The sequence below is a fragment of the Thauera aromatica genome, assembly GCF_023093595.1.
Lineage (GTDB): Bacteria > Pseudomonadota > Gammaproteobacteria > Burkholderiales > Rhodocyclaceae > Thauera > Thauera aromatica_A.
Genome location: NZ_JALLIK010000092.1, coordinates 37,191 through 63,791, shown reverse-complemented (window position 1 = coordinate 63,791; position 26,601 = coordinate 37,191). Strand labels below are relative to the sequence as shown.

Below are 26,601 nucleotides of genomic sequence, written 5' to 3'. Positions count from 1 at the left end.
TGGCGGCGACGTCCGATGAGTTTCGCGCTGCGCTGCTCGGTTTCGAGGCGCCGGACGAGGACGACGAGGATGGTGACGATTAATGATGAACGCGTAGCTGCGGGAGCCCTGCTGAAGCCCCCGGGCTTGCCGGGAGCGGAAGGTCTCGTTCGGAACACCGGTTCGGGTGTCCTCATGTATTGCGCGAAGGTGCGCTCCCCCTGCTTTCGATCCGGAATCGTGAAGTATTCGCTCACTGTCCGGTAGGGGAGGGCTGAGAATGGTCGCGTTTTTCCACCCTTGGCACACTCCACACCATGCAAAGCACATCCGGCGCCGGCCCGAAGGTCGATACGACGGCCTTGTTCGAGCGTTTTCCCCACCTGGTGCCGCGCATCAGCGCAATGTGGGGAACCCGCGACGGGCGTAATTATCTTTCCAGCCTGATCATGGATACCCGCGACGGCCAGCGTCAGGGCTTCCCCCCGGAGCACGCGAAGACGATCGTCCGCCTGCTGCTGGAGCACGACATCGCGTATCCCGAGTTCGAACCCGTTGACGACAGAATCTGGAGCGAACGTTAGACCGTGCGTGCGGGTTTTGTCGCATGCACGTCGTGTGCGGACCGATCGGCGCGGTGGGCCCTGACCGTCACCAGCATCCAGCTGGCGAACGTGCTTCCCCCGTGGTCGAGATCGTCAGGGTCAGGGTGTGGCAGGCGCCGGCCAGTTGCTCGGTGCTGGTTGCCGTCACCGTATAGCCGGTTGCGCTGGGGTCGCTGAGCGCAAGGGTGAAATACCCCTCTGACGATTCTGCCGGAATGTCGAGATCGTCCAGACTCCCATAACTTGCGTTGTTCGCACGCCATTTCTCCTGCGCCAGCTGGACGCGGAGGATGGCGTCCTGGCCATCGGCGCGGCGCGCGCGTTGGACATATTCGATGTAGCTCGGGTAGGCGATCACGGACAGGATGCCGATGATGGCGACCACCACCATCAACTCGATGAGGGTAAAGGCGGCTTGTTTCAGACGGGCATTCATCGCAGGCTCGGCGGGCTGGGGCAGATCGGAGTAGGCTCAAGCGGTGACCGCAAGGCCGTCGAGCCAGCGCTCCGATCCGCCAGCGGTTTCAGGGGAAGTTGAGTTCGTTGATGGCGTTGCAGGCGAATGATTCCAGGGTTTTTGTGGTGGTGGTATTGCCTGAAGTTTGGCTGATGGTGACCACCGAGCCCGGTGCGGCAGTGATTCCGCAAGTGTAGTTCTTGATCTTCCCGCCGCTGGTCGCGCACTCGACGGTTTCAACCGAACTTGTCGCGCTGACCTTCGCGCCCGAGCTCTCGGTGCTGCCACTGACCGTTCCGCTACAGGTACCGGTCGACTCATCGGAGCCGCCATCTTCGTCGCCGTCGGTGCTGCCGAAATCGCCGGCACCGGCGCCGATGAAGGTGGGCCAGCCCGGCCATATTTTGGGACACTTGTCGTCTGCGGGGCTGTCGTCGGGCGACAGGCACAGGGCCGCGCCGGCATTCTTGTGGAAGTGCGTGCTGAATTCGCCCATCACGCTTTGGCAGCTGTCCTGGCCTTTGAGGTCGGTGATCAGGAAGTGGTGGTTGAAGTAGTTCTGCGTTGTCGACGACGTGCTGTAGCTGCTGAAGTGCGACGGCTTCGGCATCCCGTCTTCGGGATACTCACCGCCGTTGGCGATGCCGGTGATGAAATAACCGGTCGGCGAGCCCTCCAGGGTTTTGTAGCCGCGGTACACCCGGCGTGACGAGGGCTGGGCCATCGGCAGGGTGGTCCAGTAGTTCATGCTCGGGCTGGTGGTGAAGGTGGGGTCGCCGACGCACACGTTCACTTCGTTGTTGTCGAGATTCTGGATGGCGATGTTGGCATACCAGCCTTCGCCGACGTAGCAGATGTAATCGTAATATTTCAGGCTGGATGAAACTGCTGTCAGCGAGATGCTGGCGGTGGTGCTGGGGAAACAGTGTCCTTCTGCCGTGCTGGCGACGAAAACGTTGGCGGCGCTGAAAGTGTTCTTCAGCCGGGCGAAGTCGAAGTACACCCGCCCGCTGATGGTGGCGAATTCGCGCGGGTTGTCTTCGGCGATCGGGTCGAGAATGAGCAGGACGTTGCCTTCGGCGTCCCGCAGCTCGCGCTTGTCGCCATCGTTGTAGACGCCGGGGTCGCCGGCTTCGCGCTGGATCGGGACGGCAGGCCGTCGGGCGACGCCGATCGGCGGACGTAGGGCATTGTCATAGCCGGGGACGCCTTCCTCGAGGTGGATCAGAAGTGCCGGGTCCGACCAGTTGAGCAGGGTGCTAACGGTGACGTTGTCGGTACCGCCGTCCGCGGGTGAAACCCAGCTGACCGTGACGTCGATGCTCTTCAAGGTAGCGCTCAGGTCCGTCACCGTCCGCAGCACGGTAAATAGTGCGTTCTTGCCCGCTACATTGGTCGTTGTCTCATCTCCGATACCGTCGAAGCTGGTCTTCAACACCTGGGTGCGCAGCGTTTCGATTTCGGCCTGCGCCAGCTGGGCGGCCTCGGCTCTGGCTTTGGTGAGGCCGGCGGCGCCCATCATGTGGGCGTCGAGCTTGCCGAGGGCGAGGATGCCGACGGAGAGGACCACCACCGAGATCAGTCCCTCGAGCAGTGCGATGCCGCGTAGATGGTGATGGATCAGCATGGGGGCTCCTGCGCTGGCGCGGCTTATTCGATGGACCAGTCGCGCCACGATCCGGGGATGACCGTGCGGCGGCCTACTTTCATGGTGTTGCCGAGCACGGCCTCGTCGTAAAAGATGGTCGGGTTGCCATTGAGATTGGTGGTGCCGCCATGGGCCAGGACGGCACCGTAGATATTGCCGTTTGCATTGCCGCTGAGGCTGCCTGAAGTGTAGACCACACCGTAGAAGTCGATGCCGGCGCCGAGCGCAAGATCGCCATCGACGACGAGGACCACCGGGCGGTCGATGGAGCCGATCGGTTCGTTGCCGGACAGGGTAAGGTTGCCGTCGACCCAGATGACCTCTCCGTGCGCCCCATCGGCAAATTTATCGGCGGCCTCGCCCGGGGTCAGGACCTGGCTGGCGACGCTGTCCTTGTAATCGGCCTTGTCGAGGCCGAAGAATTGGCGGAAGAAGTCCGCTTCGGACAGCGCGGCGAGGTTGATGTCCTTGTCGACGACGTCGGCGCCGATGGTATTGGCATTGGCGCCCTTGTCGGTCGATTGCAGCAAATGGGTGGTGCTCTTGTTGGTCGGCGCCTTGCACTTGTTGTTGTAGATGCGGTCGCTTTCATCGGTGATGACCGCGCATTGATCACCGAGGGCATCGGCCAGCTGATAGCTTTTGTAGATGTCCGATTCGCCTGGATAGACACTGTCATCGCTGTAATTGGTCGGTGTGCTGCCAGGATTGCGAATGAAGCTCTTCACGGTGGCGTTGCCATAATCGAGGCTGCCGCCGGCCCAGTAAGTGAGGTTGTTGAAATAGTTGACGACCGTAAAGCTGCCGCCCATGCCGGCGGAGGCCGGCGTCGAGAGCGGGTTGTTTACCGCGCCGGAGGGAAATGCAGGGGTGCCGCTGAGACGCTGGACGACGATGTGGCGGGCGGAATCGTCGTCGCTCCAGCCGCAGGCGACGGCGAAGGGCTGGAGCAGGTATTCGCCGGCGGGCGGCTGGCAGTTCTGGATCGGCGTCACCGCATCGGGCGTGTCGGCACATCTGAAATCGGCTGCGGCGGGGGAGCAGAATGCAACGCGGACGCGGGCCGCCAGACCTTCCGGAACTTCGCCCCCCATGGCCAGCGGGCGGCTGACGGACGTGATGTCGAGGCCTCCGGCAAATTCGCCCACGGCGTAATCGAGGCCGCCTTGGGCGTGCTCGAACGCGGCCCTCGACCGCGCCTCATTGGCCGACAGGCGCTGCTCGGAGAGGGTGGAGCGCGAGGCGACGAAGACGGTGAGCGTGGATATCAGCAGGATGACGACCGAGAACAGGAGGGCCATCGCCCCTTCTTGCGCACGTGGGGCCGTTGGTGCGCGATGAACAAGGCTCGAAACGGGCATCGTGTTGGCTTCCATGTTTCGTTTCAGAACACCCTGTCGTTGCGCACGCGGATCGTGTCGCGGGTTTGCACCGCTACGCTCTGGTCGGCAGTGAGCTGGGCCGCGATTTCGACCGTGATGCGCCGGACGAGGACGCCGGAAACAAGATCGCTGCAATCGATCGCGTCGCTGGTGATTCGATCGAAGCATGCCGATCCGCTGGCATCGAAGTCGAGGGCGGTGATGTTGACCATGCTCGAGTCGGTGACCGCTGCCCAGGTGCCGCTGGAGCAGTCTTCGAGCGTCCCGCCGTCCTTCAATTCGATCTGGCCTGCATTGAGGCGAAAACCGGCATTGCGTTCGCTGCCGCCGAACTGGTAGCGATAGACGATGCAGCTGCCGCTGTCATCGATTGCGACCGATTCCTCGCCCGCATCGAGGCCGAATCCGGCCCGTCGGATTTCGAAATTCATCAGCTCGGTGATGGCGCGGACCTCCTGGTTGAGTCGGTTTGCGGCGAGGATGTCCGCGCTGCTGCGGGTGGTGGAGACATACACGCCGCCGACCGCGGCGACGACGAGAAGGCCGATGAGCAGGCCGACCATCAGCTCGATCAGTGAAACGCCCTGCTCCGGGTGAAGCATGCGCACGCATTTTTCTTTCAGCATGGCTTGTAGCCCCCGGCATTCTTCGTGGCGGATGGCGAGCAGAGGCGGATGCGGCCGATCGGGTTGAGGGCGAGGCGCGCCGTCCACCCGCGCTGTGAAGTGAAATCCAGCGTGGCGCCGTCCGCAGCGATGCCGCCGGCGAGTCCGCGGGAGGTGAACGTAAATGTTGCCAAGCTTGCTTCCAGTTTGACGCCGGGATAGCGGGAGGGATCGCTCATCCGGGTCACACCCGCTGCGCCTTCGAGGATTTTGCAGTCGCTCGTTCCCGTGCACGCGTCGTCGCCGTCGGATAGGCCGATCAACCAGCTGCTTGCGGCGCCTTCACCCACCGTGACCCGTATGGTGCGCGACTGCTTGATCGCCTCGGAGCGCGCCATGTGCAGCAGTGAATAGGCTTCTTCGGTGGCGCCGAGGGCGTGCTTCCTGTCGATCATGTCCACCATCGACGGTGTTGCGATGGCGGCGATGATGCCCAGAACGGCGACGGTGACCATCAATTCGACGAGGGAAAAGCCCGCGAACGCGGAACAAGGGGCAATGCTTCGCCGCGAGGCCTGATTCATCTACGGAACTCCTGTCCGGTTTCCGGTATCCCTCGGGTGCGCGAGCGGGGGACAATGTCTCCGCCTGGTGGTGTTCGAAGGCAGGACGCCGTTTTCCATTCCCGGTCGGGCGGCCTGTCGCTGGTTTTCGCGCCGGGGTATTGTGCACCATCTTCGCGCGCAACCGCCGGGGAAAATGCGGTGCTTGCCGAGCATGCCGGCACCGTGATGGATCTGTACCCGTGCGATGTCGACGCCCTCGTGCCCGATTCCGAACTGCCGCATGCGTTGCTGGGAATGAGTTTCCTTGATCGTGTCCAGTGGCAGCACGACGGGCATGCCCTGCGTTTCGCGCGCTGAGACGATTGAGTATTCTTCTGCCGTTGGTACATGATCTTCGCGGCGAATGCCGCTTTTTGCCGGTCCATGAAAATGCAGGTACCTGCTTCGAATCCGCTCTTCGTCGAGATCGGCGACTTGAAAACATCGCTCTCCGCCGCCGTACGCGGGGGTGGGCAGGGGGATTGGCTCGGCGTCGAGCACACTGGGACGCATACACCGGCGGCCGTCCTGGTTCCCGTCGTCGTGCGCGCGACCCAGTTGTCGGTGCTCCTGACCAAGCGCACCGCGCACCTTCACCACCACCCCGGGCAGATCAGCTTTCCCGGAGGCAGGGTCGAAGAAAACGATTCTTCCGCAGTCGACACCGCCTTGCGCGAGACCGAGGAGGAGATCGGCCTCTACAGCGGCCATGTGGAGTTGCTCGGTGCGCTGCCGGACTATTTCACCGGTACGGGTTTTCGGATCACTCCTGTGGTGGGGCTGGTCCATCCGCCGTTCGAACTGAAGCTCGACGCCTTCGAGGTGGCCGAGGCGTTCGAGGTGCCCTTGTCGCATTTCCTCGATCCGGCCAACCACCAGCGCCACAGCATGGTCTATGAAGGACACCTGCGCTATTACCATGCGATGCCGTACAAGGGGTACTACATCTGGGGCGCGACCGCGGGAATCCTGATGTCTCTGTACCGGGCCCTGCGCGGGGAGGCGGCGATGCCGGTGCGGGACGAAGGGTGAGCGCCGGGCTTTGTGATATCTTCCGCGCCGTTTCGTCCTGCATGCACCCGCTGGCCGTTTTCCGTTCCCACCCCACATGACGCTGTTGACCTTGATCCTCGCACTGCTGCTGGAGCAGGCGCGCCCATTGCCGGTACGGCGCTGGGTGCTCGTTCCGCTGGGTAGGGGGATGGCCACGCTCGGCGGACGCTGCGGCGACGCACCGCCGCGGGCGACCCGGACAATATGGCTCGCGGTGATGGCTGCGGGCACGCTGGGTTCTGCGCTGGGGTATTGGCTGCTGTGGGAACTGCATCCGGCACTCGCCTTCGGCTTTAATGTCGTGGTGCTGTATTCGGCCATGGGCTTTCGCCAGGAAAGCCGTTTTTTCACCGAGATTCACGTCGCCTTGCGCCTGGGCGAGATCGATCGTGCCCGCACGCTGCTGGGACAGTGGCGCGGCAGCCAGTATCCGGATGCGAGCGCCAGCGAAATCGCCCGGCTGGCGATCGAAAAGGCACTGGTGGCGGCACATCGCACGGTGTTCGGTGTGGGATTCTGGTTCGTGCTTCTGCCCGGCCCGAGCGGTGCGCTGATGTACCGGCTGGCGCGGTTCCTGGCGGAAGAGCCGGACGCCTGGGGGCGTGTTGCCGGGGAGGGTGCGGGTAAAGGGTTCGCCCAGCGTGGGTTCGATTTCATCGATGCCGCGCCGGTGCGCCTGACCGCGGCAGTGTTCTCGGTGATGGGCAATTTCGAGGATGCGATCTACTGCTGGCGTTCGCAGGCGGTGCTGTGGCCGGAGAGGTCGTCGGCTATACTAATTGCCTGTGGCGGCGGCGCGCTGGGGGTACGCCTCGGCATGCCGGTCCATGAATCCGGCGCAATCGTCGACCGGCCCGAGATGGGCTTGGGCGACGATGCAAACGTCGATCACATGCAAAGCACAGTAGGCCTAGTATGGCGGGTACTGCTCGTGTGTCTGTTCCTGCTTGCCTTGCTCGGCGCGGCCGGGTGGGTGGGCAGGTAACGCCCTTTTTCCTGATAGGGAGCTGGTAATGGCAAATCGTGAAGTCGTTGTTCTGAGTGCGGCTCGTTCCGCGGTGGGGGGCTTCAATGGCTCGCTGAAAGACATGGAACCCTGCGAACTGGGCGCGGTGGTGGCGAAGGAAGCGTTCGCCCGCGCCGGCGTCGACCCGAAGGCCGTGTCTTTTGCCGCCGTTGGCAACTGCATTCCGACCGACTCCCGCTATCCGTACGTTGCCCGCGTGGCGACGGTCAACGCCGGCATGGCGATGGATTCGGTGGCTTTCGCGGTGAACCGCCTGTGCGGTTCGGCGCAGCAGGCCATCGTCAGCGCCGCGCAGGCGATCATGCTGGGTGACGCCGACTACGCCGTCGGCGGCGGCGTGGAAGTGATGTCGCGCGGTGCCTATCTGCTGCCGACCCTGCGCAGTGGCGCACGCATGGGCGACACGAAGGCGATCGATGCGATGGTGGCGGTGCTGACCGATCCCTTCGGTGTCGGCCACATGGGGATCACCGCCGAGAATCTGTGCACCAAGTGGGGTATCTCGCGGGAAGAGCAGGACGCGTTCGCGCTGGAATCGCAAAAGCGTGCGGCGGCGGCGATCGCCGACGGCCGTTTCAAGAGCCAGATCGTTCCGATCACCTTCGAAACCCGCAAGGGTACCGTGGTGTTCGACACCGACGAGCATCCGCGCATGACCACCCTGGAAGCGCTGGCGAAGATGAAGCCGGCGTTCAAAAAGGACGGCTCGGTCACCGCCGGCAACGCCTCCGGGATCAACGACGCCGCCGCCTTCCTGGTGCTGGCCGATGCCGCCAAAGCCGCCGCGGCCGGCCAGAAGCCGATCGCCCGCCTGGTTTCCTATGCCATCGCCGGGGTGCCGAACGACGTGATGGGCGAGGGGCCGATTCCCGCCACCAAGCTCGCGCTGCAGCGCGCCGGGCTGACGCTGGAGCAAATCGACGTGATCGAGTCCAACGAAGCGTTCGCCGCCCAGTCGATCGCGGTGAATCGTGGCCTGGAGCTGGATGCGAGCAAGGTCAACCCGAACGGCGGCGCCATTTCGCTGGGCCACCCGGTCGGCGCGACCGGCGCGGTGATCATCACCAAGCTGCTCCACGAACTGATCCGCAGCAACGGCCGTTATGGCCTCGCCACCATGTGCATCGGCGGCGGCCAGGGCATCACCACGGTGTGGGAACGCGTGTAAGCGTACTTTCCACCCACGAAAAAACCGCGCGGCTGCAAGGCTTGCGCGGTTTTTCCGTTTATGCGGCCTGTTTTCGAGGTGGCCCGCGGCGCGCGCTAGGATTCCGCGGCCGGATCCTTTTCCAGCCTGATCGATGCCGAGTTGATGCAGTAGCGCAAGCCGGTGGGCTGGGGGCCGTCTTCGAAGACATGGCCGAGGTGGGCGCCGCACTGCTGGCACAGCACTTCGGTGCGCACCATGAAGTGGCTGCGGTCGACCGCGGTGTCGATGTTGCCGGGCTCGGCCGCCGTCCAGAAGCTGGGCCAGCCGCAGCCGGCATCGAACTTGTGCTCGGAGCGGAACAGCGGCGCTCCGCAGCACACGCAGCGGTACTCTCCCTTGTCCCAGACATCCCAGTACGCGCCGCTGAAGGCGGGCTCGGTGCCTTTTTCCCGGGCGACGCGGTATTGCAGGTCGGTGAGCTGGGCGCGCCATTCGGCGGCGCTTTTTTCGATCTTGCGGCTCATCGTCTAGTGCAGATGCCGCGGCATCTGTTCCGAATGTCCCTCGGGCATTTCCGCATGGACGATTTCGCCTTCGGCGGAAGGGTAGAGGGGGGCGCCGCAGTCGTCGCAGTACTCGAGCGGAAACTGGTGGTCGAGCGTCACGATGTCGCTGACCCCGGATTCGCGCAGTACGGCTTCGATTTGCGCAGAGCCGTCGGTGGTTTCGTCTTCGGCACCGAGCAGGGGCCAGACGACCCCATGCACGACCTGCTCGTGCCCGCGCACGCTCAGACCGATACGGTATTCCTCGAGATCCTGCTCCCAGAACGGCGCGATCACGGCGCGCAGATTGGCCGCCGGAGTTTCCAGCGTGGTGGCGAGGAACGCGACCGAGGCGCGGACCGAGTACGGGCGGCTATCGGTGTCGGCGGTGCGGCTGGCGGCGAAATAGGATTCCGGCAGGACCAGTTCGATGGCGCAGCCCGGAAGCAGGGGCGCCAGACAGGCGCCGCCCTGGGTGCGCCACTGGTCGCGCGCGGTTTCCCGGCTGCCGTCGGCTTCCTGCCAGCGGAACAGGGCCTGGCCGTGGGGGACGGCGACCGCGGCGAGCAGGTAGCGGGTGTCGGACAGGAACTGCGCGGTCTCGGGCATGCCTTCGGTGTCGACATGCAAGTCGTGGTCGTCGAGCGCCGCGCCGCCGATCGCTTTGGCGAACTCGGTCGTGGCGCAATAGCCCTGCGGCAGCTGGTCGGGGCTGAAGAGGAAATCGGCGACCGACAGCCGTGCCCCTTTTGCCAGCACGTGGGCCTGGAGATGCACGCGCAGATTGGCGAGTACCGCGGGCGGAATCGAAGTGGCGGGAATGCGATAACGCGACCAGGCGAGTACCGGTGCAGCGATGAGGACGACTTCGTGCGCATCGAAGGTGCCCGCGGCGCATTCGGCCCGCGATTCGATCTGGTCGGCAAGCTCGTCGTAGGCCCGCGGCCCGGTGCCGTAGAGGTGGTCGAGTGCGGCATTGAGGGCGCTTTCCTCGCCGTGCGCGAGTGCCTCGTCAAGGTCGGCAGCCAGTTGCTGGTCCCAGTACCGGTCTTCGACCCGGCTGCCCGAGTCGGCCAGGCCGTTGGCGAGCCAGACGAGTTGTTCGGCGATACGACCGAGGCCGCCCCGGCGCTTGATGCGCGTTCTTTTCATGGAATGTCCTGTTGCTGTTCGAGGCGGGCGGGGCGAGCCCGGCCCGCGTGAACCCGTATTCTAGCCGAAGGACGTGTCCGCGCCGGCGAAGGGCGCTAGGTACAGGAGTCGAGTCCGCGCCCCGCCCGGAGAGGCTCTGGAGAGTCAGAAGCCGGGACGGTCGAGGCGAATGGTCTGGAGGATGGTCGCCGAGATTTCCTCGATGGACTTGGCCGTGGATTCCAGCCAGCGGATGTTTTCGCGGCGCATCAGCTTATGTGCCGCTTCGATCTCGTAGCGGCAGTTGTCGAGTGCGGCATAGCGGCTGTTGGGACGCCGTTCCTGGCGGATCTGCGACAGGCGCTCGGGGGCGATGGTGAGGCCGAAGAGCTTGTTGCGGTAGCGGTGCAGCTCTCCCGGCAGCTTGTTGCGTTCGAAGTCTTCCGGGATCAGCGGGTAGTTGGCCGCCTTGACGCCGAACTGCATCGCCAGGTACAGGCTGGTGGGCGTCTTGCCCGAGCGCGACACGCCGACCAGGATGACGTCGGCTTCGGCCAGCTCACCGTCGCTGGAGATGCCATCGTCGTGGGCCATGGCGAAATTGATCGCCTCGATGCGGTGCTTGTAGTTGATGCTGTCGGCGATGCCGTGGAAGCGGCCGACGGCGTGGGTGGAGCGTTCGCCCAGTTCGGTTTCGAGCGGACCGATGAAGCGTTCAAAGAGGTCGAGGAACAGGGCGTCGGCTTGGTGCAGTGCAGCAATGCTGTCTTCGTTGACCAGGGTGCTGAACACGATCGGGCGCACGCCGTCTTCGGCCGCGGCCTCGCGGATCTGACTGGCGCACTCGATGGCCTTGTCGAGATTGTCCACGAAAGGGGCGCGGATTTGCTTGAATCTGCGCTCGGGAAACTGGGCGAGCAGGCTGTGGCCAAGGGTTTCCGCGGTGATGCCGGTGCCGTCGGAGACGAAGAAGATGGTGCGCGGGCGAGTGTCGCTCATGGTGTCTGTCCTGTGGCTGGGGCATCCGGTTTGCTGCGGCATTGGGGCAAACCCTGCGGTGCGGCGCAGCACAAAAAAACGTTAGAATTGCATTTTGCTTTCTATCCAAAATTTTCGGAAGGCCACCCATGACCCGTTACGTGATCCCCTTCAACGAACTGCGCATGACCGACGTCGAACAGGTCGGCGGCAAGAATGCCTCGCTGGGCGAGATGATCAGCCAGCTGCCTGCCAGCGTTCGGGTTCCGGGTGGTTTCGCGACTACGGCCGAGGCCTACCGGGAGTTCCTCGCCCACGGCGGCCTTGCCGATCGTATCAACTCCGCGCTCGACGCGCTCGACGTCGATGACGTCGATGCGCTGGCGAAAACCGGCGCACAGATCCGCCAGTGGATTGTCGAGCTGCCGTTCCCGGCGAAGCTCGAAGCCGAGATCAAGGCCGCCTACGAGGCGATCACCGCCGAGGGCGAGGGCAGCTTCGCGGTGCGCTCGTCGGCGACTGCGGAAGACCTGCCGGATGCCTCCTTCGCCGGCCAGCAGGAGACCTTCCTCAATATCCACGGCTACGAGAACATCCTGCACGCGATGAAGGAAGTGTTCGCGTCGCTGTACAACGACCGCGCCATCGCCTACCGCGTGCACAAGAACTTCGCCCATGCCGACGTGGCGCTGTCGGCCGGCGTGCAGCGCATGGTGCGTTCCGACACCGGGGCCTCGGGGGTGATGTTCTCGATCGACACCGAATCGGGTTTCGATCAGGTGGTGTTCATCACCGCTTCCTACGGTTTGGGCGAAACCGTGGTGCAAGGGGCGGTGAACCCGGACGAGTTCTACGTGCACAAGCCCACGCTGGCGCTCGGCAAGCCGGCGATCATCCGCCGCAATCTGGGCTCGAAGCTGATCAAGATGGTGTTTACCGACAAGGCGGTGGCCGGCAAGTCGGTGCGCACCGTCGATGTGCCCGAAGCCGATCGCAACCGCTTCTCGCTCACCGACGCCGATGTGCTCGAACTCGCCCGCTACGCCGTGATCATCGAACAGCACTACGGCCGGCCGATGGACATCGAGTGGGGCAAGGACGGCGATGACGGCAAGCTCTACATCCTGCAGGCGCGCCCGGAAACGGTGAAGAGCCAGGACAGCGGCCTGGTGATGGAGAAGTACCGTCTCAAGCAGTACGGCAAGGCGCTGACCCACGGCCGTGCGATCGGCCAGAAGATCGGCGCCGGTGTGGTCCGCGTCGTCGGCGATGCCTCCGAGATGAACCGTGTCCAGGCCGGCGACATCCTCGTCACCGACATGACCGACCCCAACTGGGAGCCGGTGATGAAGCGCGCCAGCGCGATCGTCACCAACCGCGGCGGGCGCACCTGCCACGCGGCGATCATCGCCCGCGAACTCGGCATCCCGGCGATCGTCGGCTGCGGCAACGCCACCGAAGTGCTGCAGGAAGGCGAATCGGTCACCGTGTCCTGCGCCGAGGGCGATACCGGCTACGTGTACCGGGGCAAGCTCGAGTTCGAGGTCATTACCACCGACATGGGCAACCTGCCCGAGATTCCGGTGAAGATCATGATGAACGTGGGCAATCCGGAACTTGCCTTCGAGTTCGCGCAGATTCCCAACGGCGGCGTCGGCCTGGCGCGCCTGGAGTTCGTCATCAACAACATGATCGGCATCCACCCGAAGGCGATCCTCGACCTCGGCCAGGTGCCGGCCAGCCTGCGCGACGAGATCAACCGCCGCTCGCGCGGCTACGCCACGCCCAAGCAGTTCTTCATCGAGAAGCTGGTCGAGGGCGTCGCCACCATCGCCGCGGCCTTCTACCCCAAGCCGGTGATCGTGCGCATGTCCGACTTCAAGTCGAACGAGTACCGCAAGCTGCTCGGCGGCGAGATCTACGAGCCGGAAGAAGAAAACCCGATGCTCGGCTTCCGTGGCGCCTCGCGCTACATCGCCCACAGCTTCCGCGACTGCTTCGAAATGGAAGTGGCGGCGATGAAGAAGGTGAGAAACGAACTCGGCCTCACCAACGTGCAGATCATGATCCCCTTCGTGCGCAACGTCGAAGAGGCGGCGGGCGTGGTCGAGCTGCTCGCCGAGCACGGCCTCAAGCGCGGCGTCAATGAACTGAAGCTGATCATGATGTGCGAGATCCCGTCCAACGCGATCCTGGCCGAGCAGTTCCTGCAGCACTTCGACGGCTTCTCGATCGGCTCCAACGACCTCACCCAGCTCACCCTGGGCCTGGACCGCGACTCGGGCCTGGTGGCGCATGCCTTCGACGAGCGCGACCCGGCGGTGAAGCAGCTGCTGTCGATGTCGATCCAGGCGGCAAACCGTCTCGGCAAGTATGTCGGCATCTGCGGCCAGGGGCCGTCGGATCATGCGGATTTCGCCGAGTGGCTGATGGACGAAGGCATCCAGACCATTTCGCTGAACCCCGACACCGTGGTCGATACCTGGCTCAAGCTCGCCGCGCACCGCCAGCAGTAAGGCTGGTCACAGCGGCGCAGATGGCAGCTGAACCGCCCTTCGGGGCGGTTTTTTCGTCTGCAGTGGCGATAATGCACCAGGCCGGAACGAGCGCATAATGTGCCCGTCCTTGAACGGGCTGGTTCATGATGAGTGATGATCCGCGGGCGCAATCGGAACAATCGTGCGGTGCTGCCAGCCGGGACAGGGGCTTGCTGCACGCCAAGATGCAGGCGCTCGACTGTCTTGCCAGCCATTTTGCGCTGCTTTCGGGCACGGCTTTTTATCAGGCGGTGTGCCGGCACCTGGCCGAAGCGCTCGAACTCGACAGGGTGTGCGTGGGGCGGCTCGAGCCCGGTGGCGAGACCGTGGCGGTGGTTGCGGGCTGGGCCTTCGGCGAACCGCTGGCGCCGTATTCCTACCGCCTGGAAGGCACGCCCTGTGCCGAGGTGGTCGGCTGGGCGACCTGCATCCACCCCGCGGGGGTGGCGTCGCGCTTTCCCGATGACCCGGAACTGGCCGCGAACGGCATCGAGTCCTACTGCGGGGTGCCGCTTTTCGCCCGCGACGGCAGCGCGCTCGGCCTGATCGTCGGCCTGGGGCGTCGTCCGCTGCGCGACTGCGGATATGTCTGTGCCCTGATCGAGCTCTTCGATGACCGGGTCAGCGCCGAAATGCAGCGTGAACGCGCCGAAGCGGCCCTGACCCGGCGTGTCGCCTTCGAGCGCCTGGTGTCGGGGGTGGCCTCCGAGCTCATCCTCGCCTGCCCGGAGCAACTCGATGCCGTGCTCACTCACGCCCTGGGCGAAATCGGCGTGTTTGCCGCCGCCGACCGCGTTTATGTGTTCCAGCTGACGGCCGACGGCGGGGCGGTCGACAATACGCACGAGTGGTGCGCGCCGGGCATCGAGCCGCAGCGGCAGAATCTGCAGGGCATCCCGTTCGACGACCGGCTGATGTTCAGCCGGCGCATGCGGCGCTTCGAGATCGTCGATATTCCGCGGGTCGAAGACCTTGCCGACGAAAACGGTCTCGACCGCAAGATCCTGACTTCGCAATCGATTCAGTCGCTGCTCGCGGTGCCGATGGCGGCCGAAGGGCGGCTCATCGGCTTCATCGGACTGGATAGCGTTCGTACCGCGCGGGTCTGGTCGGACGAGGAAAAGACGCTGCTCACCCTCGCCGGCAACGCCATCACCGGAGTGCTCGAGCGCAAGCGTGCGCACGACACCCTGCGCGACAGCGAGGCGCGCTACCGTCTGGTGGTGGAGAGCGTGAAGGAGGTCATCTTTCAGACCGATGCCGGCGGCTGCTGGACTTTTCTCAATAGCGCATGGGCGGACGTCACCGGTCATCGCGTAGGCATGACCCTGGGAACCCGCTTTCTCGATTACGTCCATCCCGACGACCGCGAGCAGCACCGTGCCTGGTTCGAGCGCCTGATCCGGCGCGAAGTCCAGGCCTGCTGCCTGGTCGTGCGCTATTTGCGGATCGGGGGCGGGTTCTGCTGGGTCGAGGTCAATGCCCGCTCGATCACCGACACGGGCGGCAGCATCGTCGGCATTTCAGGGACGCTGAACGATGTCACGGCGCAGAAAGAACACGAGTCCCAGCTCGAGTACATCGCCCATTACGATGCGCTGACCGGGCTGCCAAACCGGGTGCTGCTGCACGACCGGCTGCAGCGCGGCATGGTGCAGGCGCGGCGCCGCGGGCAGCAGCTGGCCGTGGCTTATATCGACCTGGATGGGTTCAAGGCGATCAACGACGTGCACGGCCACCGCGTAGGAGACCAGCTGTTGACCGTTCTGGCCACGCGGATGAAGGCCGTGTTGCGCGAGGGCGACAGCGTTTCACGCCTGGGAGGCGATGAGTTCGTCGCGGTGCTGGTCGATCTTGCCGATCTCGAAGCCGGCCTGCACCTGATCCAGCGCTTGCTGTCGGCTGTGGCGCAGAGCGTTCCGGCAGGCGGGCGGGTTCTGAAAGTGTCCGCCAGCATCGGTCTGACGCTGTATCCGCAAAGCGAGGAGGTCGATGCCGACCAGTTGCTGCGCCAGGCCGACCTGGCGATGTACCAGGCCAAGCTTGCCGGCAAGAACCGCTACCACATTTTCGATACTGCCCAGGACCGTTGCCAGCGCGGCCGCCACGAGAGCCTGGCGCGTATCCGCCAGGGGCTGGAAGCCGGCGAGTTCATGCTCCTGTACCAGCCCAAGGTGAATATGCGCACCGGCCTGCTGAGCGGACTCGAAGCCCTGATCCGGTGGCGGCATCCCGAGCAGGGCGAACTGGAGCCGGCATCCTTCCTTCCCGTGCTCGAGGACCATCCCCTGTCGGTCGAGCTTGGCGAATGGGTGATCGAGAACGTGCTGGAGCGGATGGGGCGCTGGAAACGGGTCGGCTTCGAAGTGCAGGTCAGCGTCAACATCAGCGCCCGCCATCTGCAGTCGCCGGATTTCATGCCGCGCCTGCAGTCGATGCTGATCGCGCATCCCGAACTGGGGGCGGGCAGCCTGGAACTCGAGGTGCTCGAAACCAGCGCGCTCGAGAGCATGAGCCAGGTATCGCGGATCGTCGAAGAGTGTGCCGGAATCGGCGTGTCGTTCGCCCTCGACGACTTCGGCACCGGGTATTCCTCGCTCGCCTACCTGAAGCGCTTGCCGGCGGCGAAGCTGAAGGTCGACCAGCTTTTCGTGCGCAACATGCTTGAGGATCCCGATGATCTGGCCATCCTGGAAGCGATCCTGGGGCTGGCGCACGCATTCCGGCGCGAAGTGATCGCCGAAGGCGTGGAAAGCGTGCAGCACGGCAAGCTCTTACTGCAACTGGGATGCGAGCTGGGGCAAGGCTACGGCATCAGCCGCCCGCTGGCCGGCGATGCGGTGCCCTTGTGGGCAGCGGCCTGGTCCTTGCCGGTCGCCTGGCGCGACCGCCACCCGGTGGAGCACGATTACGCCGTGCTCCTGCGCGCCCAGGTGGAGCAGCGCGCGATGATGAACCGGCTTGCAGCGTGGGTCGCGGACGATTCGTGCACTCCGCCGCCGCCGGTATTTCGTGACGGGCGCCTGCTGCAGTGGCTGGAGCGCCTGCAGGTCGGGAGCGGGGGGCGGGGCGGGCATGAAATCGCGGATCAATGCCGCCTGCTGTATGCCCGTGTCGGGGCGTTGCTCGAGTGCCACTGGAGGCAGGATCGTGCGGGGATGGTGCGCGCCCTCGATCTTGCCCGCAGACAGCTGCGTACGGTGCATGCGCGGATCCAGCGTCTGGTCGATGCACGCCGGGGAGGGGCGGAATGGGGGCCGAATTGAATCCGTTCCGAATGGCACCGGCGCCTTGCGGCGCCGGTGCCGGAGGAGCGAGCGGGGGGCGCTCAGGCGACGCTGACCGGGATCTTCCCGATCCGGGCCTGCCATTCGCGCGGGCCGGTGTTGTGCACGCTGCTGCCCTGGGCGTCGACTGCGACCGTCACCGGCATGTCCTGCACGGTGAATTCGTAGATCGCTTCCATGCCGAGATCTTCGAAGCCGACCACCCTGGCTTCCTTGATCGCCTTCGACACCAGGTAGGCGGCGCCGCCGACCGCCATCAGGTAGGCCGAGCGGTTGTCCTTGATCGCCTCGATCGCGACCGGGCCGCGTTCGGATTTTCCGATCATCGAGATCAGCCCGGTCTGCTCCAGCATCATCCGGGTGAACTTGTCCATCCGGGTCGCGGTCGTGGGGCCGGCAGGGCCGACGACTTCGTCGCGCACCGGGTCGACCGGACCGACGTAGTAGATCACCCGGTTGGTGAAATCGACCGGCAGTTTCTCGCCCTTTTCGAGCATGTCCTGGATGCGCTTGTGCGCGGCGTCGCGCCCGGTCAGCATCTTGCCGTTGAGTAGCAGGATCTGGCCCGGCTTCCAGGAGGCGACCTCTTCCTTGGTCAGGGTGTCGAGGTTTACCCGGGTGGCGACGTTGGTGTCGGCCTTCCAGGTAATCTGCGGCCAGTCTTCGAGCCTGGGCGTGGGCAGGTGGGCGGGGCCGGAACCGTCGAGGTGGAAATGCACGTGGCGGGTGGCGGCACAGTTCGGGATCATCGCCACCGGCAGACTCGCGGCATGGGTCGGGTAGTCGAGGATCTTGACGTCGAGCACGGTGGTCAGTCCGCCCAGGCCCTGGGCGCCGATGCCCAGCGCGTTGACCTTGTCCATCAGCTCCAGGCGCAGTTCCTCGGCGCGGGTCAGCGCGGCGCCGGCGGCGGCCTTGGCGCGCAGTTCGTGGATGTCGACCGGCGCCATCAGCGACTCCTTGGCCAGCAGCATCGCCTTTTCCGGTGTGCCGCCGATGCCGATGCCGAGGATGCCCGGCGGACACCAGCCCGCGCCCATCGTCGGCACCGTCTTGAGGACCCAGTCGACGATCGAGTCGGAGGGGTTGAGGAGCGCCATCTTGGTCTTGTTCTCCGAGCCGCCGCCCTTGGCCGCACAGATCACCTCGACGCCGTCGCCGGGCACGATCTCGTAGTGCACTACGGCCGGGGTGTTGTCCTTGCTGTTGATGCGGGCGCCGGCCGGGTCGAGCAGGACCGAGGCGCGCAGTTTGTTGTCCGGGTTGGTGTAGGCGCGGCGCACGCCTTCGTTGACCATGTCCTGGACGCTCATTTTCGCGTCCCACTGCACGTTCATGCCGACCTTGAGGAAGACCACGGCGATGCCCGTATCCTGGCACAGGGGGCGATGGCCTTCGGCCGCCATGCGCGAGTTGGTCAGAATCTGCGCGATCGCGTCCTTGGCGGCAGGGCTTTCCTCGCGCTCCCAGGCTTCGCCGAGTGCCTTGATGTAGTCGAGCGGGTGATAATAACTAATGTACTGGAACGCATCCGCAATCGACTGGATGAGGTCTTCTTCGCGAATCATCGTCATGGCGCTTGGTCTCCGGGATGACAAGGGGGCAGAATGGTGCGGCGGGACCGGGGTCCGCCAAGGAGCGGAATTCTAGCACCGCGCCGCCGCGCCCGTCGCGGGTGGGGCGGTGTAAGTCCTGTGTAAGATAAATGCCCTTAAATGCCGGCACATCCAGGGCTTTACCGCGACCGTCTCCCGGTGGGCGTGTCGCCCAGGCCCGTTCAAGGCTGGAACCAACCAGCCGGACCCGTGAGGGTCAGCTTCAACCATTCGAATCGTTGAGGAGAGGCGAGCATGTCAAACGAGCAGCAAGTCCGCATTTACACCCCCCCCCAGGAAATGGTCAGGAACGCCGCAGTGTCCGGCATGGACGGTTACCGCGCGCTGTGCAAGGAAGCCGAGGACGACTACGAAGGTTTCTGGGGCCGTCGCGCCAAGGAGTTGCTGGACTGGAAAGAGCCCTTCACCCAGGTGCTCGATGAGTCGAACGCCCCTTTCTTCAAGTGGTTCGCCGATGGCAAACTCAACGTCTCGTACAACTGCCTCGACCGCAACGTCAATAACGGTCTCGGCGACAAGGTCGCGATCGTCTTCGAGGCCGACGGCGGTGAAGTCACCCGCGTCACCTACAAGGATCTGCTCGCCCGCGTCGGCAAGCTCGCCAACGCCCTGCGCGCCATGGGGGTCAAGAAGGGCGACCGCGTCATCATCTACCTGCCGATGTCGATCGAAGGCGTGGTCGCGATGCAGGCCTGCGCCCGGATCGGCGCGACCCATTCGATCGTGTTCGGCGGCTTCTCCGCCCAGGCCCTGCGCGACCGCATCGAGGACGCCGGTGCGGTGGCGGTGATCACCGCCGACGGCCAGTTCCGCGGCGGCAAGGCCCTGCCGCTGAAGCCGATCGCCGACGAGGCGCTGGCCCTGGGCGGCTGCGATTCGGTGAAGAATGTCATCGTCGTCAAGCGCACCGGCGCCGATGCCGCCATGGTCGCGGGGCGCGACCGCTGGTACCACGACGTGGTCGCGGGCCAGTCGGAAACCTGCGAGCCGGAGTGGGTCGAGGCCGAGCATCCGCTGTTCATTCTCTACACTTCGGGTTCCACCGGCAAGCCGAAGGGCGTGCAGCACTCCTCGGGGGGCTACCTGCTGCATGCCGTGCTGTCGATGAAGTACACCTTCGACATCAAGCCCGACGACGTCTATTGGTGCACCGCCGACATCGGCTGGGTCACCGGCCACACCTACATCACTTACGGTCCGCTCGCCTGCGGCGCGACCGAGATCGTGTTCGAGGGCGTGCCCACCTACCCGGACGCCGGCCGCTTCTGGAAGATGATCCAGGACCACAAGGTCAGCATCTTCTACACCGCGCCGACCGCAATCCGCTCGCTGATCAAGGCCGCCGACAACAACCCGGCCGTGCATCCCAAGCAGTACGACCTGTCCAGTCTGCGGATCCTGGGCTCGGTCGGCGAGCCGATCAACCCGGCGGCCTGGGAGTGGTACTACGAGAATGTCGGCGGCGGCCGCTGCCCGATCGTCGATACCTTCTGGCAGACCGAGACCGGCGCGCACATGATCACGCCGATGCCGGGCGCCACGCCGATGGTGCCGGGTTCGTGCACGCTGCCCTTCCCGGGCATCATCGCCGCGGTGGTCGACGAAACCGGCACCGAAGTGCCCTGGGGGCAGGGCGGCATCCTGGTGGTCAAGAAGCCGTGGCCGGCCATGATCCGCACCGTGTGGGGCGACCCCGAGCGGTTCAAGAAGACCTATTACCCGGACGACTTCAAGGGCAAGCTCTACCTTGCCGGCGACGGTGCGATCCGCGATGCGGAGACGGGTTACTTCACCATCACCGGCCGCATCGACGACGTCCTCAACGTTTCCGGCCACCGCATGGGCACGATGGAGATCGAGTCGGCCCTGGTGGCGCACGAAAAGGTGGCGGAGGCGGCCGTGGTCGGCCGTCCGGACGACGTCACCGGCGAGGCGATCGTGGCCTTCGTGGTGCTGAAAGGGCCGCGCCCGACCGGCGAGGAGGCGGCGAAGGTCGTCAAGGAACTGCAGACCTGGGTCGGCCATGAGATCGGCCCGATCGCCAAGCCGAAGGACATCCGCTTCGGCGAGAACCTGCCCAAGACCCGCTCCGGCAAGATCATGCGTCGCCTGCTGCGCCAGCTTGCCAAGGGCGAGGACGTCACGCAGGACACCTCGACGCTGGAAAACCCGGCGATCCTCGAACAGCTCAAGGGCTGATCGCCGCGCCGGGCGGGGCTTCGCCCGGCATGAGGAGTGACAGGAGAAGGTCCGGCCACGCCGCCGGGCCGGAAGGGGAGGGAGACCGGGCGCGCCCTGCGCGCCCCCTGTCGGTGCGAAGCGCCGAATCCGCCGACAAGAGCGGGCGGCGCCTTCGTCCAGCATTTACCGCGGCGGACGTCATGAGAGCTGCATGATGCGCAAGGGACTTGCCGGGCAGCGCCTGGTGGCGGTGTTCATCGCCGGCCTGCTGCTGCTGAACTACCCGCTGCTGTCTTTGTTCGACCGGCCGCTGAGCGTGTTCGGGCTGCCGCTGCTCCACGTCTATCTGTTCGGAATGTGGCTGGGCCTGGTGGTGGTCGTGGCCTGGATCGTCGAGCGCGGCGCGCGCTGAGCCGGAGATCTCGATGCTGCCTGGCTGGCTGATCGTCGGAGCTTCGTTCGCTTACCTGCTGATCCTGTTCGCGATCGCGTATTTCGGCGACCGCCGCGCCGACCAGGGGCGTTCGATCATTGCCAATCCCTGGGTCTACAGCCTCTCGCTGGCGGTGTATTGCACTGCGTGGACCTACTTCGGCAGCGTCGGGCGTGCTGCGGCAGGCGGGATCTGGTTCCTGCCCACCTACCTGGGGCCGACCCTGGGGCTGACGCTGGCCTGGCTGGTGGTGCTGAAGATGATCCGCATCGCCCGCAGCTACCGCATCACTTCGGTGGCCGATTTCATCGCTTCGCGCTACGGCAAGAGCCACCTGCTCGGCGGTCTGGTCACGATCATCGCGGTGATCGGCATCGTGCCCTACATCGCGCTGCAGCTGAAGGCGATCTCCAGCGCCTATGCGCTGATGATCGGCGAGCACGATATCGTGTTCCGGGTCGAGGCCGCGAGTGCCGCCTGGTGGCAGGACAGCACGCTCTACATCGCGCTCGCGCTGGCCGCGTTCACCATCCTGTTCGGCACCCGCCACCTCGACACCACCGAACGCCACGAAGGCATGGTGGCGGCGATCGCCTTCGAGTCGGTGGTGAAACTGCTCGCCTTCCTCGCGGTAGGCGTTTACGTGACCTACTGGCTGTACGACGGCTTTGCCGATCTGTATGCGCGCGCGATGGCGCGGCCCGAACTCGGGACGCTGCTCGTGTTCGACGGCGCCGGCCGGCTAGGGTACGGCGGCTGGTTCGCCCACGTGCTGCTGGCGATGCTGTCGATCATCTTCCTGCCGCGCCAGTTCCAGATCGCGGTGGTCGAGAACGTCAACGAACAGCACCTGCGCCGCGCGACCTGGGTCTTTCCCGCCTACCTGCTGGCGATCAACATCTTCGTGGTCCCGATCGCGCTCGGCGGCCTGCTGCATTTCGGCCAGGGCACGGTGGACCCCGACACGTTCGTGCTGACGCTGCCGATGGCACACGACAACGCCGCCCTGGCGCTGCTCGTGTTCGTCGGCGGACTGTCGGCAGCGACCGGGATGGTCATCGTCGAGGCGATCGCGCTGTCGACCATGGTGTGCAACGACCTGGTGATGCCGATGCTGCTGCGCAGCCGGCGGCTGGACCTGACCCGCGAGCGCGATCTCACCGGCCTGCTGCTGGGGATCCGGCGCGGGGCGATCCTGGGCGTGCTGCTGCTGGGCTACCTCTATTTCCGTCTCGCCGGCGAGGCCTATGCCCTGGTCAGCATCGGCCTGATCAGCTTTGCCGCGGTGGCGCAGTTCGCCCCGGCGGTGCTCGGTGGCATGTACTGGCGGGGCGGCACGCGCGAAGGGGCGTTCGCCGGCCTGCTCGCCGGCTTCCTGGTGTGGGGCTACACCTTGATGCTGCCGTCTTTCGCCAAGTCGGGCTGGCTCGATGCGCGTTTTCTCGAATACGGCCTGTTCGACCTGTGGTGGCTGAAGCCCGAGCAACTGTTCGGCATCGGCGGCTGGGACAACATCAGCCATGCGCTGTTCTGGAGCCTGTTCGCGAATATCGGCTGTTACGTGATCGTATCCTTGTTGCGCGTGCCGACCGGTTCGGAGGCGACCCAGGGCGCGTTGTTCGTCGATGTGTTCCGGCGCGGTGCGGCGCCGCCGGCGAGCTTCTGGCGCGGCGGCGCCGAAGTGCGTGATCTGCTGCCGCTGGTTGCGCGCTTTCTCGGCCAGCGCCGCACCGAAGAGGCGTTCGGCGCCTATGCCCGGGCGCACGGCGTCGAGCACATCGAGCAGCTCAGAGCCGATCCTGAACTGGTGCATTTCGCCGAATCCCTGCTCGCCGGCGCGATCGGCAGCGCCTCGGCGCGGGTGATGGTGGCGACCGTGGTGCAGGAAGAGCGCCTCGGCCTGGGCGAGGTCATGGACATTCTCGACGAGGCCTCGCAGGTTCGTGCCTACTCGCGCGAGCTCGAGGAGAAGTCGCGTGCTCTCGAGGTGGCGACCTCCGAACTGCGCGCGGCCAACGAACAGCTCAAGGAACTCGACCGCCTCAAGGACGACTTCATGTCGTCGGTGACCCATGAACTGCGCACGCCGCTGACTTCGATCCGGGCGCTTTCGGAAATGATGGTCGATGATCCCGGGATCGAGCTTGCCGACCGCCAGCGCTTCCTGGGCATCATCGTGTCCGAGACCGTGCGCCTGACCCGGCTCGTGAACCAGGTCCTGGACATGGCGAAAATCGAATCGGGTCATGCCGAGTGGCACAACACCGACATCGACATGCGCGAACTGGTGAACCATTCGGTCGAAGCCACGCTGCAACTGTTTCGCGACCGCGGCGCCGAAGTGCGGGTGTCGGTGCCCGATGCGGTGCCGCTGCTGCGCGCCGATCATGACCGCCTGCTGCAGGTGATGCTGAACCTGCTGTCCAATGCTGCCAAATTCGTGCCCGCGGGCACGGGGAAAGTGGACGTGCGCCTGAGCTGCGACAGCCGCCATGTCCGCGTCGAGGTGAAGGACAACGGGCCGGGTATCGAGCCGGCGCTCGAGCCGGTGATCTTCCAGAAATTCCGCCAGGGCGGCGACGAGCGCTCGCGGCCGCAAGGCACCGGACTGGGCCTGCCGATCAGCCGGCAGATCGTCGAGCATTTCGGCGGCCGCCTGTGGCTGGAGTCGGTGCCCGGCGAAGGTGCGCGCTTTTCGTTCGAACTGCCGCTGGCGCCTGCGTCCGATGGCGGATGACTTAGAATGATGCCGAGGGGGGAAACAGTGCATGCACAAGAAGATTCTGATCGCTGACGATGAGCAGAACATCGTCATTTCGCTGGAATTCCTGATGAAGCGCGAAGGCTTCGAGGTGTCGATCGCCCACGACGGCGAGGAGGCGGTGCGGAGGATTCGTGCCGAGCGCCCGGATCTCGTGCTGCTCGATGTGATGATGCCGAAAAAAAGCGGCTTCGAAGTGTGCCAGGAGATCAAGGCCGATCCGACGCTGGCTGCGGTGCGCGTGCTGATGTTGACCGCCAAGGGGCGCGACACCGAGGTCGCCAAGGGGCTCGCCCTGGGGGCCGATGCCTACATGACCAAGCCTTTCTCGACCAGGGAACTGGTGGACAAGGTGCGCAGCCTGCTGGAGTCCTGATCGATGCCGGCGCGCGTGCGCTTTGCCTTCGCGGTCATCGTGCTGTTCTTGCTGATGACCGGTCCGTTCTTGCTCACCGCCCTGATCATTTGGACGGAAACCCAGGAGTCGGGGCGGGCGCTGCTGGTGCAGGTGCTGAGTCCGCATCTGACGCTGGGCTTCGTGCTCACCGCGCTCGGCTTCGCTGCCGGCGTAGGCGTGGTGCGGATGTTGTTCCGGCAGTACGTCCAGGGTCTGCTGCGCATGGCCGAGCACCTCGGGCTGATGCTGGGGGCGAACAGGGGCTTCCGGGTCCAGCCCGAGGGGCCGCCCGAAGTCCAGGCCCTGGCCCAGGCGGCGAACGAGCTGGCGGGCCAGCGCGATGCGCTGATGGTCGATGTCGAGGCGCAGATCGGGCGTGCCAAGGAGTCGCTCGAGCTGGAAAAAAACCGCCTCGCCGCGCTGATGTCCGAACTGACCCAGAGCGTGGTGGTGTGCAATCTCGACGGCCGGGTGCTGCTCTACAACCAGCGTGCGCGCACTCAGTTCCGGGCGTTGTCCGAAGCCCCGGGGGTGGCCGGCGGGGGGGAGCTGATCGGCCTCGGGCGTTCGATCTATGCAGTGTTCGAGCGCAACCTGATCGCCCACGCGCTCGACACGATCCAGGTGCAACTGCGCCGTGGCGACAGTGAAGTGCAGGCCAACTTCGTGACCACGACCCGCGCCGGCCAGCTGTTGCGGGTGCAGATGGCGCCGGTGCTGTCGACCGCCGAGCCCGAGCCCGCGCACGCGGTGTCCGGGCAGGGCAGCGAAGCTCGGCCCGAAGAGGGGGAGGATACGGGGCGGGTGCTGACCGGCTTCATCCTGATGCTGGACAACATCACCCGCAACTTCGAGGTCGAGTCGCGCCGCGACCGCATGCTGCACGAACTCACCGAAGGCAACCGGGCCTCGCTCGCCAATGTGCGGGCTGCGGTCGAGATGCTCGAGTACGGAGACCTCTCCGACGACCTGCGCGACCGCTTTCGCAAAGTGATCCGCGACGAGGTGCAGGCGATGAGCGCGCGCCTGGACCGCACCGCAACCGAGTTCGCCGACGCGCTCAAAGTGCGCTGGCCACTCGAGGACATGCTCGGCGCCGACCTGATCGCGGCGGCCCAGCGCCGCATCGAACAGTGCATCGGCTTGCCGACCAAGCTCGAGGACATCGACGTAAGCTTGTGGGTGAAGGTCGACAGCTTCTCGCTGATCCAGGCCATCACCTACCTCGCCAGCCGCCTCTCCGATGAATTCGGGGTGCGCGAGGTGCGTTTCCGGCTGAGCGCCGCGGGCCGCCTCGCCCACCTCGACCTGATCTGGTCGGGGCAGGCGATGAGCACCGAGACGGTGATGGGCTGGGAACTCGAGTCGATGCGCTTCGAGGGCGAGAGCAGTCCGCTGTCGGTGCGCGACGTCATCGACCGCCATGATGGCGAGATGTGGCTCGAGCGCGAGAAGGTCCGCCACCGCGCCTTCTTCCGCATCCTGCTGCCGGCAGCGGCCCCCCGCGAGGTGCTCGAGTCCGGGATCCACCTGCGCGGCGAAGGCCGGCCGGAATACTACGATTTCGACCTCTTCGCCTGGTCGGAAAAATCGCACGAACTCGAAGAGCGGCGGCTCACCGAGCTGACCTTCACCGTGTTCGACACCGAGACCACCGGGCTCAACCCTTCGCAGGGCGACGAGATCATCCAGATCGGCGCCACCCGCATCGTCAATGGCAAGCTGCTGCGCAGCGAGTCTTTCGAGCAACTGGTGGACCCGCAGCGGGCGCTGAGCGCCGAGTCGGCCAAGGTGCACGGCATCAGCGCCGAGATGCTGCATGGCCAGCCCACGATCGACAAGGTGCTGCCCGCGTTCCACGCCTTTGCTGCAGATACCGTGCTGATCGCCCACAACGCCGCTTTCGACATGCGCTTCCTGCAGCTCAAGGAAGCGCAGACCGGGCTGCGCTTCGACCAGCCGGTGCTCGACACCTTGCTGCTGTCGGCGGTGGTCCACCCGCAGCAGGCCTCGCACCGCCTCGAGGCCATTGCCGAACGGCTCGGCCTGACCATCGTCGGCCGGCACACTGCGCTAGGCGATGCGATCGTCACCGCCGAAGTGTTCCTGAAGCTGGTCCCGCTGCTCGCCGACATGGGCATCCACACCCTGCGCGACGCCCGCAAGGCGGCGGAAAAATCGTATTACGCGCGGATCCGCTACTGATGACGAGTGTCCGTTCCAG

The 26,601-nt window shown here is 65.3% G+C and carries 22 protein-coding genes; 12 read left to right on the top strand and 10 right to left on the bottom strand.

Translation table 11 applies throughout. The features are described from left to right. A partial coding sequence (locus MXC99_RS06385; protein ID WP_247724652.1) for a hypothetical protein occupies positions 1 to 236 on the bottom strand: 236 nt, incomplete at its 3' end. Between the two features lie 60 nt (positions 237 to 296). On the opposite strand from MXC99_RS06385, the gene MXC99_RS06380 reads away from it, so the two are divergent. Continuing rightward, the gene (locus tag MXC99_RS06380) at positions 297 to 563 is read left to right on the top strand and encodes a hypothetical protein (protein WP_247724651.1); all 267 of its coding nucleotides are present in this window, start codon (positions 297 to 299) and stop codon (positions 561 to 563) included. 67 nt (positions 564 to 630) lie between these two features. Here MXC99_RS06380 and MXC99_RS16925 read toward each other — a convergent pair whose 3' ends face one another. The 5 genes from MXC99_RS16925 to MXC99_RS06350 form a co-directional block, all read right to left on the bottom strand. Further along, on the bottom strand, positions 631 to 1,020 hold the full coding sequence (locus MXC99_RS16925; RefSeq protein ID WP_282100136.1) for a type IV pilin protein: 390 nt from the start codon (positions 1,018 to 1,020) through the stop codon (positions 631 to 633). 88 nt (positions 1,021 to 1,108) lie between these two features. Then, entirely contained in the window at positions 1,109 to 2,668 is a 1,560-nt protein-coding gene (locus tag MXC99_RS06365; protein ID WP_247724650.1) for a type IV pilus modification PilV family protein, read from the bottom strand. Between the two features lie 23 nt (positions 2,669 to 2,691). Next, entirely contained in the window at positions 2,692 to 4,065 is a 1,374-nt protein-coding gene (locus MXC99_RS06360; protein ID WP_247724649.1) for a pilus assembly PilX family protein, read from the bottom strand. Positions 4,066 to 4,073: 8 nt separating this feature from the next. Continuing rightward, a complete protein-coding gene (locus tag MXC99_RS06355) occupies positions 4,074 to 4,697 on the bottom strand; it encodes a prepilin-type N-terminal cleavage/methylation domain-containing protein (protein WP_247724648.1) in 624 nt (207 codons plus the stop codon). Next, positions 4,691 to 5,260 (bottom strand): GspH/FimT family pseudopilin, encoded by a 570-nt coding sequence (locus tag MXC99_RS06350; protein ID WP_247724647.1) that lies wholly within the window; start codon positions 5,258 to 5,260, stop codon positions 4,691 to 4,693. The genes MXC99_RS06355 and MXC99_RS06350 overlap by 7 nt, the downstream gene beginning before the upstream one ends. A gap of 180 nt (positions 5,261 to 5,440) precedes the next feature. Between MXC99_RS06350 and MXC99_RS06345 the strand changes: the two genes are divergently transcribed. From MXC99_RS06345 to MXC99_RS06330, 4 genes are all read left to right on the top strand, one after another. Next, positions 5,441 to 5,599 (top strand): hypothetical protein, encoded by a 159-nt coding sequence (locus MXC99_RS06345; protein WP_247724646.1) that lies wholly within the window; start codon positions 5,441 to 5,443, stop codon positions 5,597 to 5,599. A 30-nt stretch (positions 5,600 to 5,629) separates the two neighbouring features. Then, positions 5,630 to 6,313 carry a CoA pyrophosphatase gene (locus MXC99_RS06340; protein WP_247724645.1) on the top strand — a complete coding sequence of 228 codons (684 nt, stop codon included), beginning with the start codon at positions 5,630 to 5,632 and terminating at the stop codon, positions 6,311 to 6,313. A gap of 76 nt (positions 6,314 to 6,389) precedes the next feature. Then, positions 6,390 to 7,319, top strand: coding sequence for a CobD/CbiB family protein (locus MXC99_RS06335; protein ID WP_247724644.1), 930 nt, complete (start codon positions 6,390 to 6,392; stop codon positions 7,317 to 7,319). 28 nt (positions 7,320 to 7,347) lie between these two features. Then, complete coding sequence (locus MXC99_RS06330) at positions 7,348 to 8,529, top strand: acetyl-CoA C-acyltransferase family protein (protein ID WP_247724643.1); 1,182 nt, start codon at positions 7,348 to 7,350, stop codon at positions 8,527 to 8,529. A gap of 95 nt (positions 8,530 to 8,624) precedes the next feature. On the opposite strand, the gene msrB is transcribed toward MXC99_RS06330, so the two are convergent. The 3 genes from msrB to ppsR form a co-directional block, all read right to left on the bottom strand. Further along, on the bottom strand, positions 8,625 to 9,035 hold the full coding sequence (gene msrB / locus MXC99_RS06325; RefSeq protein ID WP_247724642.1) for a peptide-methionine (R)-S-oxide reductase MsrB: 411 nt from the start codon (positions 9,033 to 9,035) through the stop codon (positions 8,625 to 8,627). 3 nt (positions 9,036 to 9,038) lie between these two features. Beyond that, positions 9,039 to 10,208 (bottom strand): DUF2863 family protein, encoded by a 1,170-nt coding sequence (locus MXC99_RS06320; RefSeq protein ID WP_247724641.1) that lies wholly within the window; start codon positions 10,206 to 10,208, stop codon positions 9,039 to 9,041. A 144-nt stretch (positions 10,209 to 10,352) separates the two neighbouring features. After that, positions 10,353 to 11,186: a posphoenolpyruvate synthetase regulatory kinase/phosphorylase PpsR gene (gene ppsR, locus MXC99_RS06315; protein WP_247724640.1), complete on the bottom strand. Its 834-nt coding sequence runs from the start codon at positions 11,184 to 11,186 to the stop codon at positions 10,353 to 10,355. Positions 11,187 to 11,314: 128 nt separating this feature from the next. Between ppsR and ppsA the strand changes: the two genes are divergently transcribed. Both ppsA and MXC99_RS06305 read left to right on the top strand, forming a co-directional pair. After that, positions 11,315 to 13,681: a phosphoenolpyruvate synthase gene (gene ppsA, locus MXC99_RS06310; RefSeq protein WP_247724639.1), complete on the top strand. Its 2,367-nt coding sequence runs from the start codon at positions 11,315 to 11,317 to the stop codon at positions 13,679 to 13,681. Between the two features lie 191 nt (positions 13,682 to 13,872). After that, complete coding sequence (locus tag MXC99_RS06305; RefSeq protein WP_247724638.1) at positions 13,873 to 16,968, top strand: putative bifunctional diguanylate cyclase/phosphodiesterase; 3,096 nt, start codon at positions 13,873 to 13,875, stop codon at positions 16,966 to 16,968. Between the two features lie 62 nt (positions 16,969 to 17,030). Here the strand turns inward: MXC99_RS06305 and MXC99_RS06300 are convergent, their stop codons facing one another. After that, positions 17,031 to 18,563, bottom strand: coding sequence for a fumarate hydratase (locus MXC99_RS06300; RefSeq protein WP_247724637.1), 1,533 nt, complete (start codon positions 18,561 to 18,563; stop codon positions 17,031 to 17,033). 276 nt (positions 18,564 to 18,839) lie between these two features. Between MXC99_RS06300 and acs the strand changes: the two genes are divergently transcribed. The 5 genes from acs to MXC99_RS06275 all read left to right on the top strand — a co-directional run bounded on the left by acs (position 18,840) and on the right by MXC99_RS06275 (position 26,582). Next, the gene (acs, locus tag MXC99_RS06295) at positions 18,840 to 20,804 is read left to right on the top strand and encodes an acetate--CoA ligase (RefSeq protein WP_247724636.1); all 1,965 of its coding nucleotides are present in this window, start codon (positions 18,840 to 18,842) and stop codon (positions 20,802 to 20,804) included. Between the two features lie 196 nt (positions 20,805 to 21,000). Further along, a complete protein-coding gene (locus MXC99_RS06290) occupies positions 21,001 to 21,198 on the top strand; it encodes a hypothetical protein (RefSeq protein WP_247724655.1) in 198 nt (65 codons plus the stop codon). Between the two features lie 13 nt (positions 21,199 to 21,211). Next, positions 21,212 to 23,956: a sensor histidine kinase gene (locus MXC99_RS06285; protein WP_247724635.1), complete on the top strand. Its 2,745-nt coding sequence runs from the start codon at positions 21,212 to 21,214 to the stop codon at positions 23,954 to 23,956. Positions 23,957 to 23,987: 31 nt separating this feature from the next. Beyond that, positions 23,988 to 24,356: a response regulator transcription factor gene (locus tag MXC99_RS06280; protein ID WP_247724634.1), complete on the top strand. Its 369-nt coding sequence runs from the start codon at positions 23,988 to 23,990 to the stop codon at positions 24,354 to 24,356. 3 nt (positions 24,357 to 24,359) lie between these two features. Next, positions 24,360 to 26,582, top strand: coding sequence for a 3'-5' exonuclease (locus MXC99_RS06275; RefSeq protein WP_247724633.1), 2,223 nt, complete (start codon positions 24,360 to 24,362; stop codon positions 26,580 to 26,582). The last annotated feature ends 19 nt before the right edge of the window (positions 26,583 to 26,601 follow it).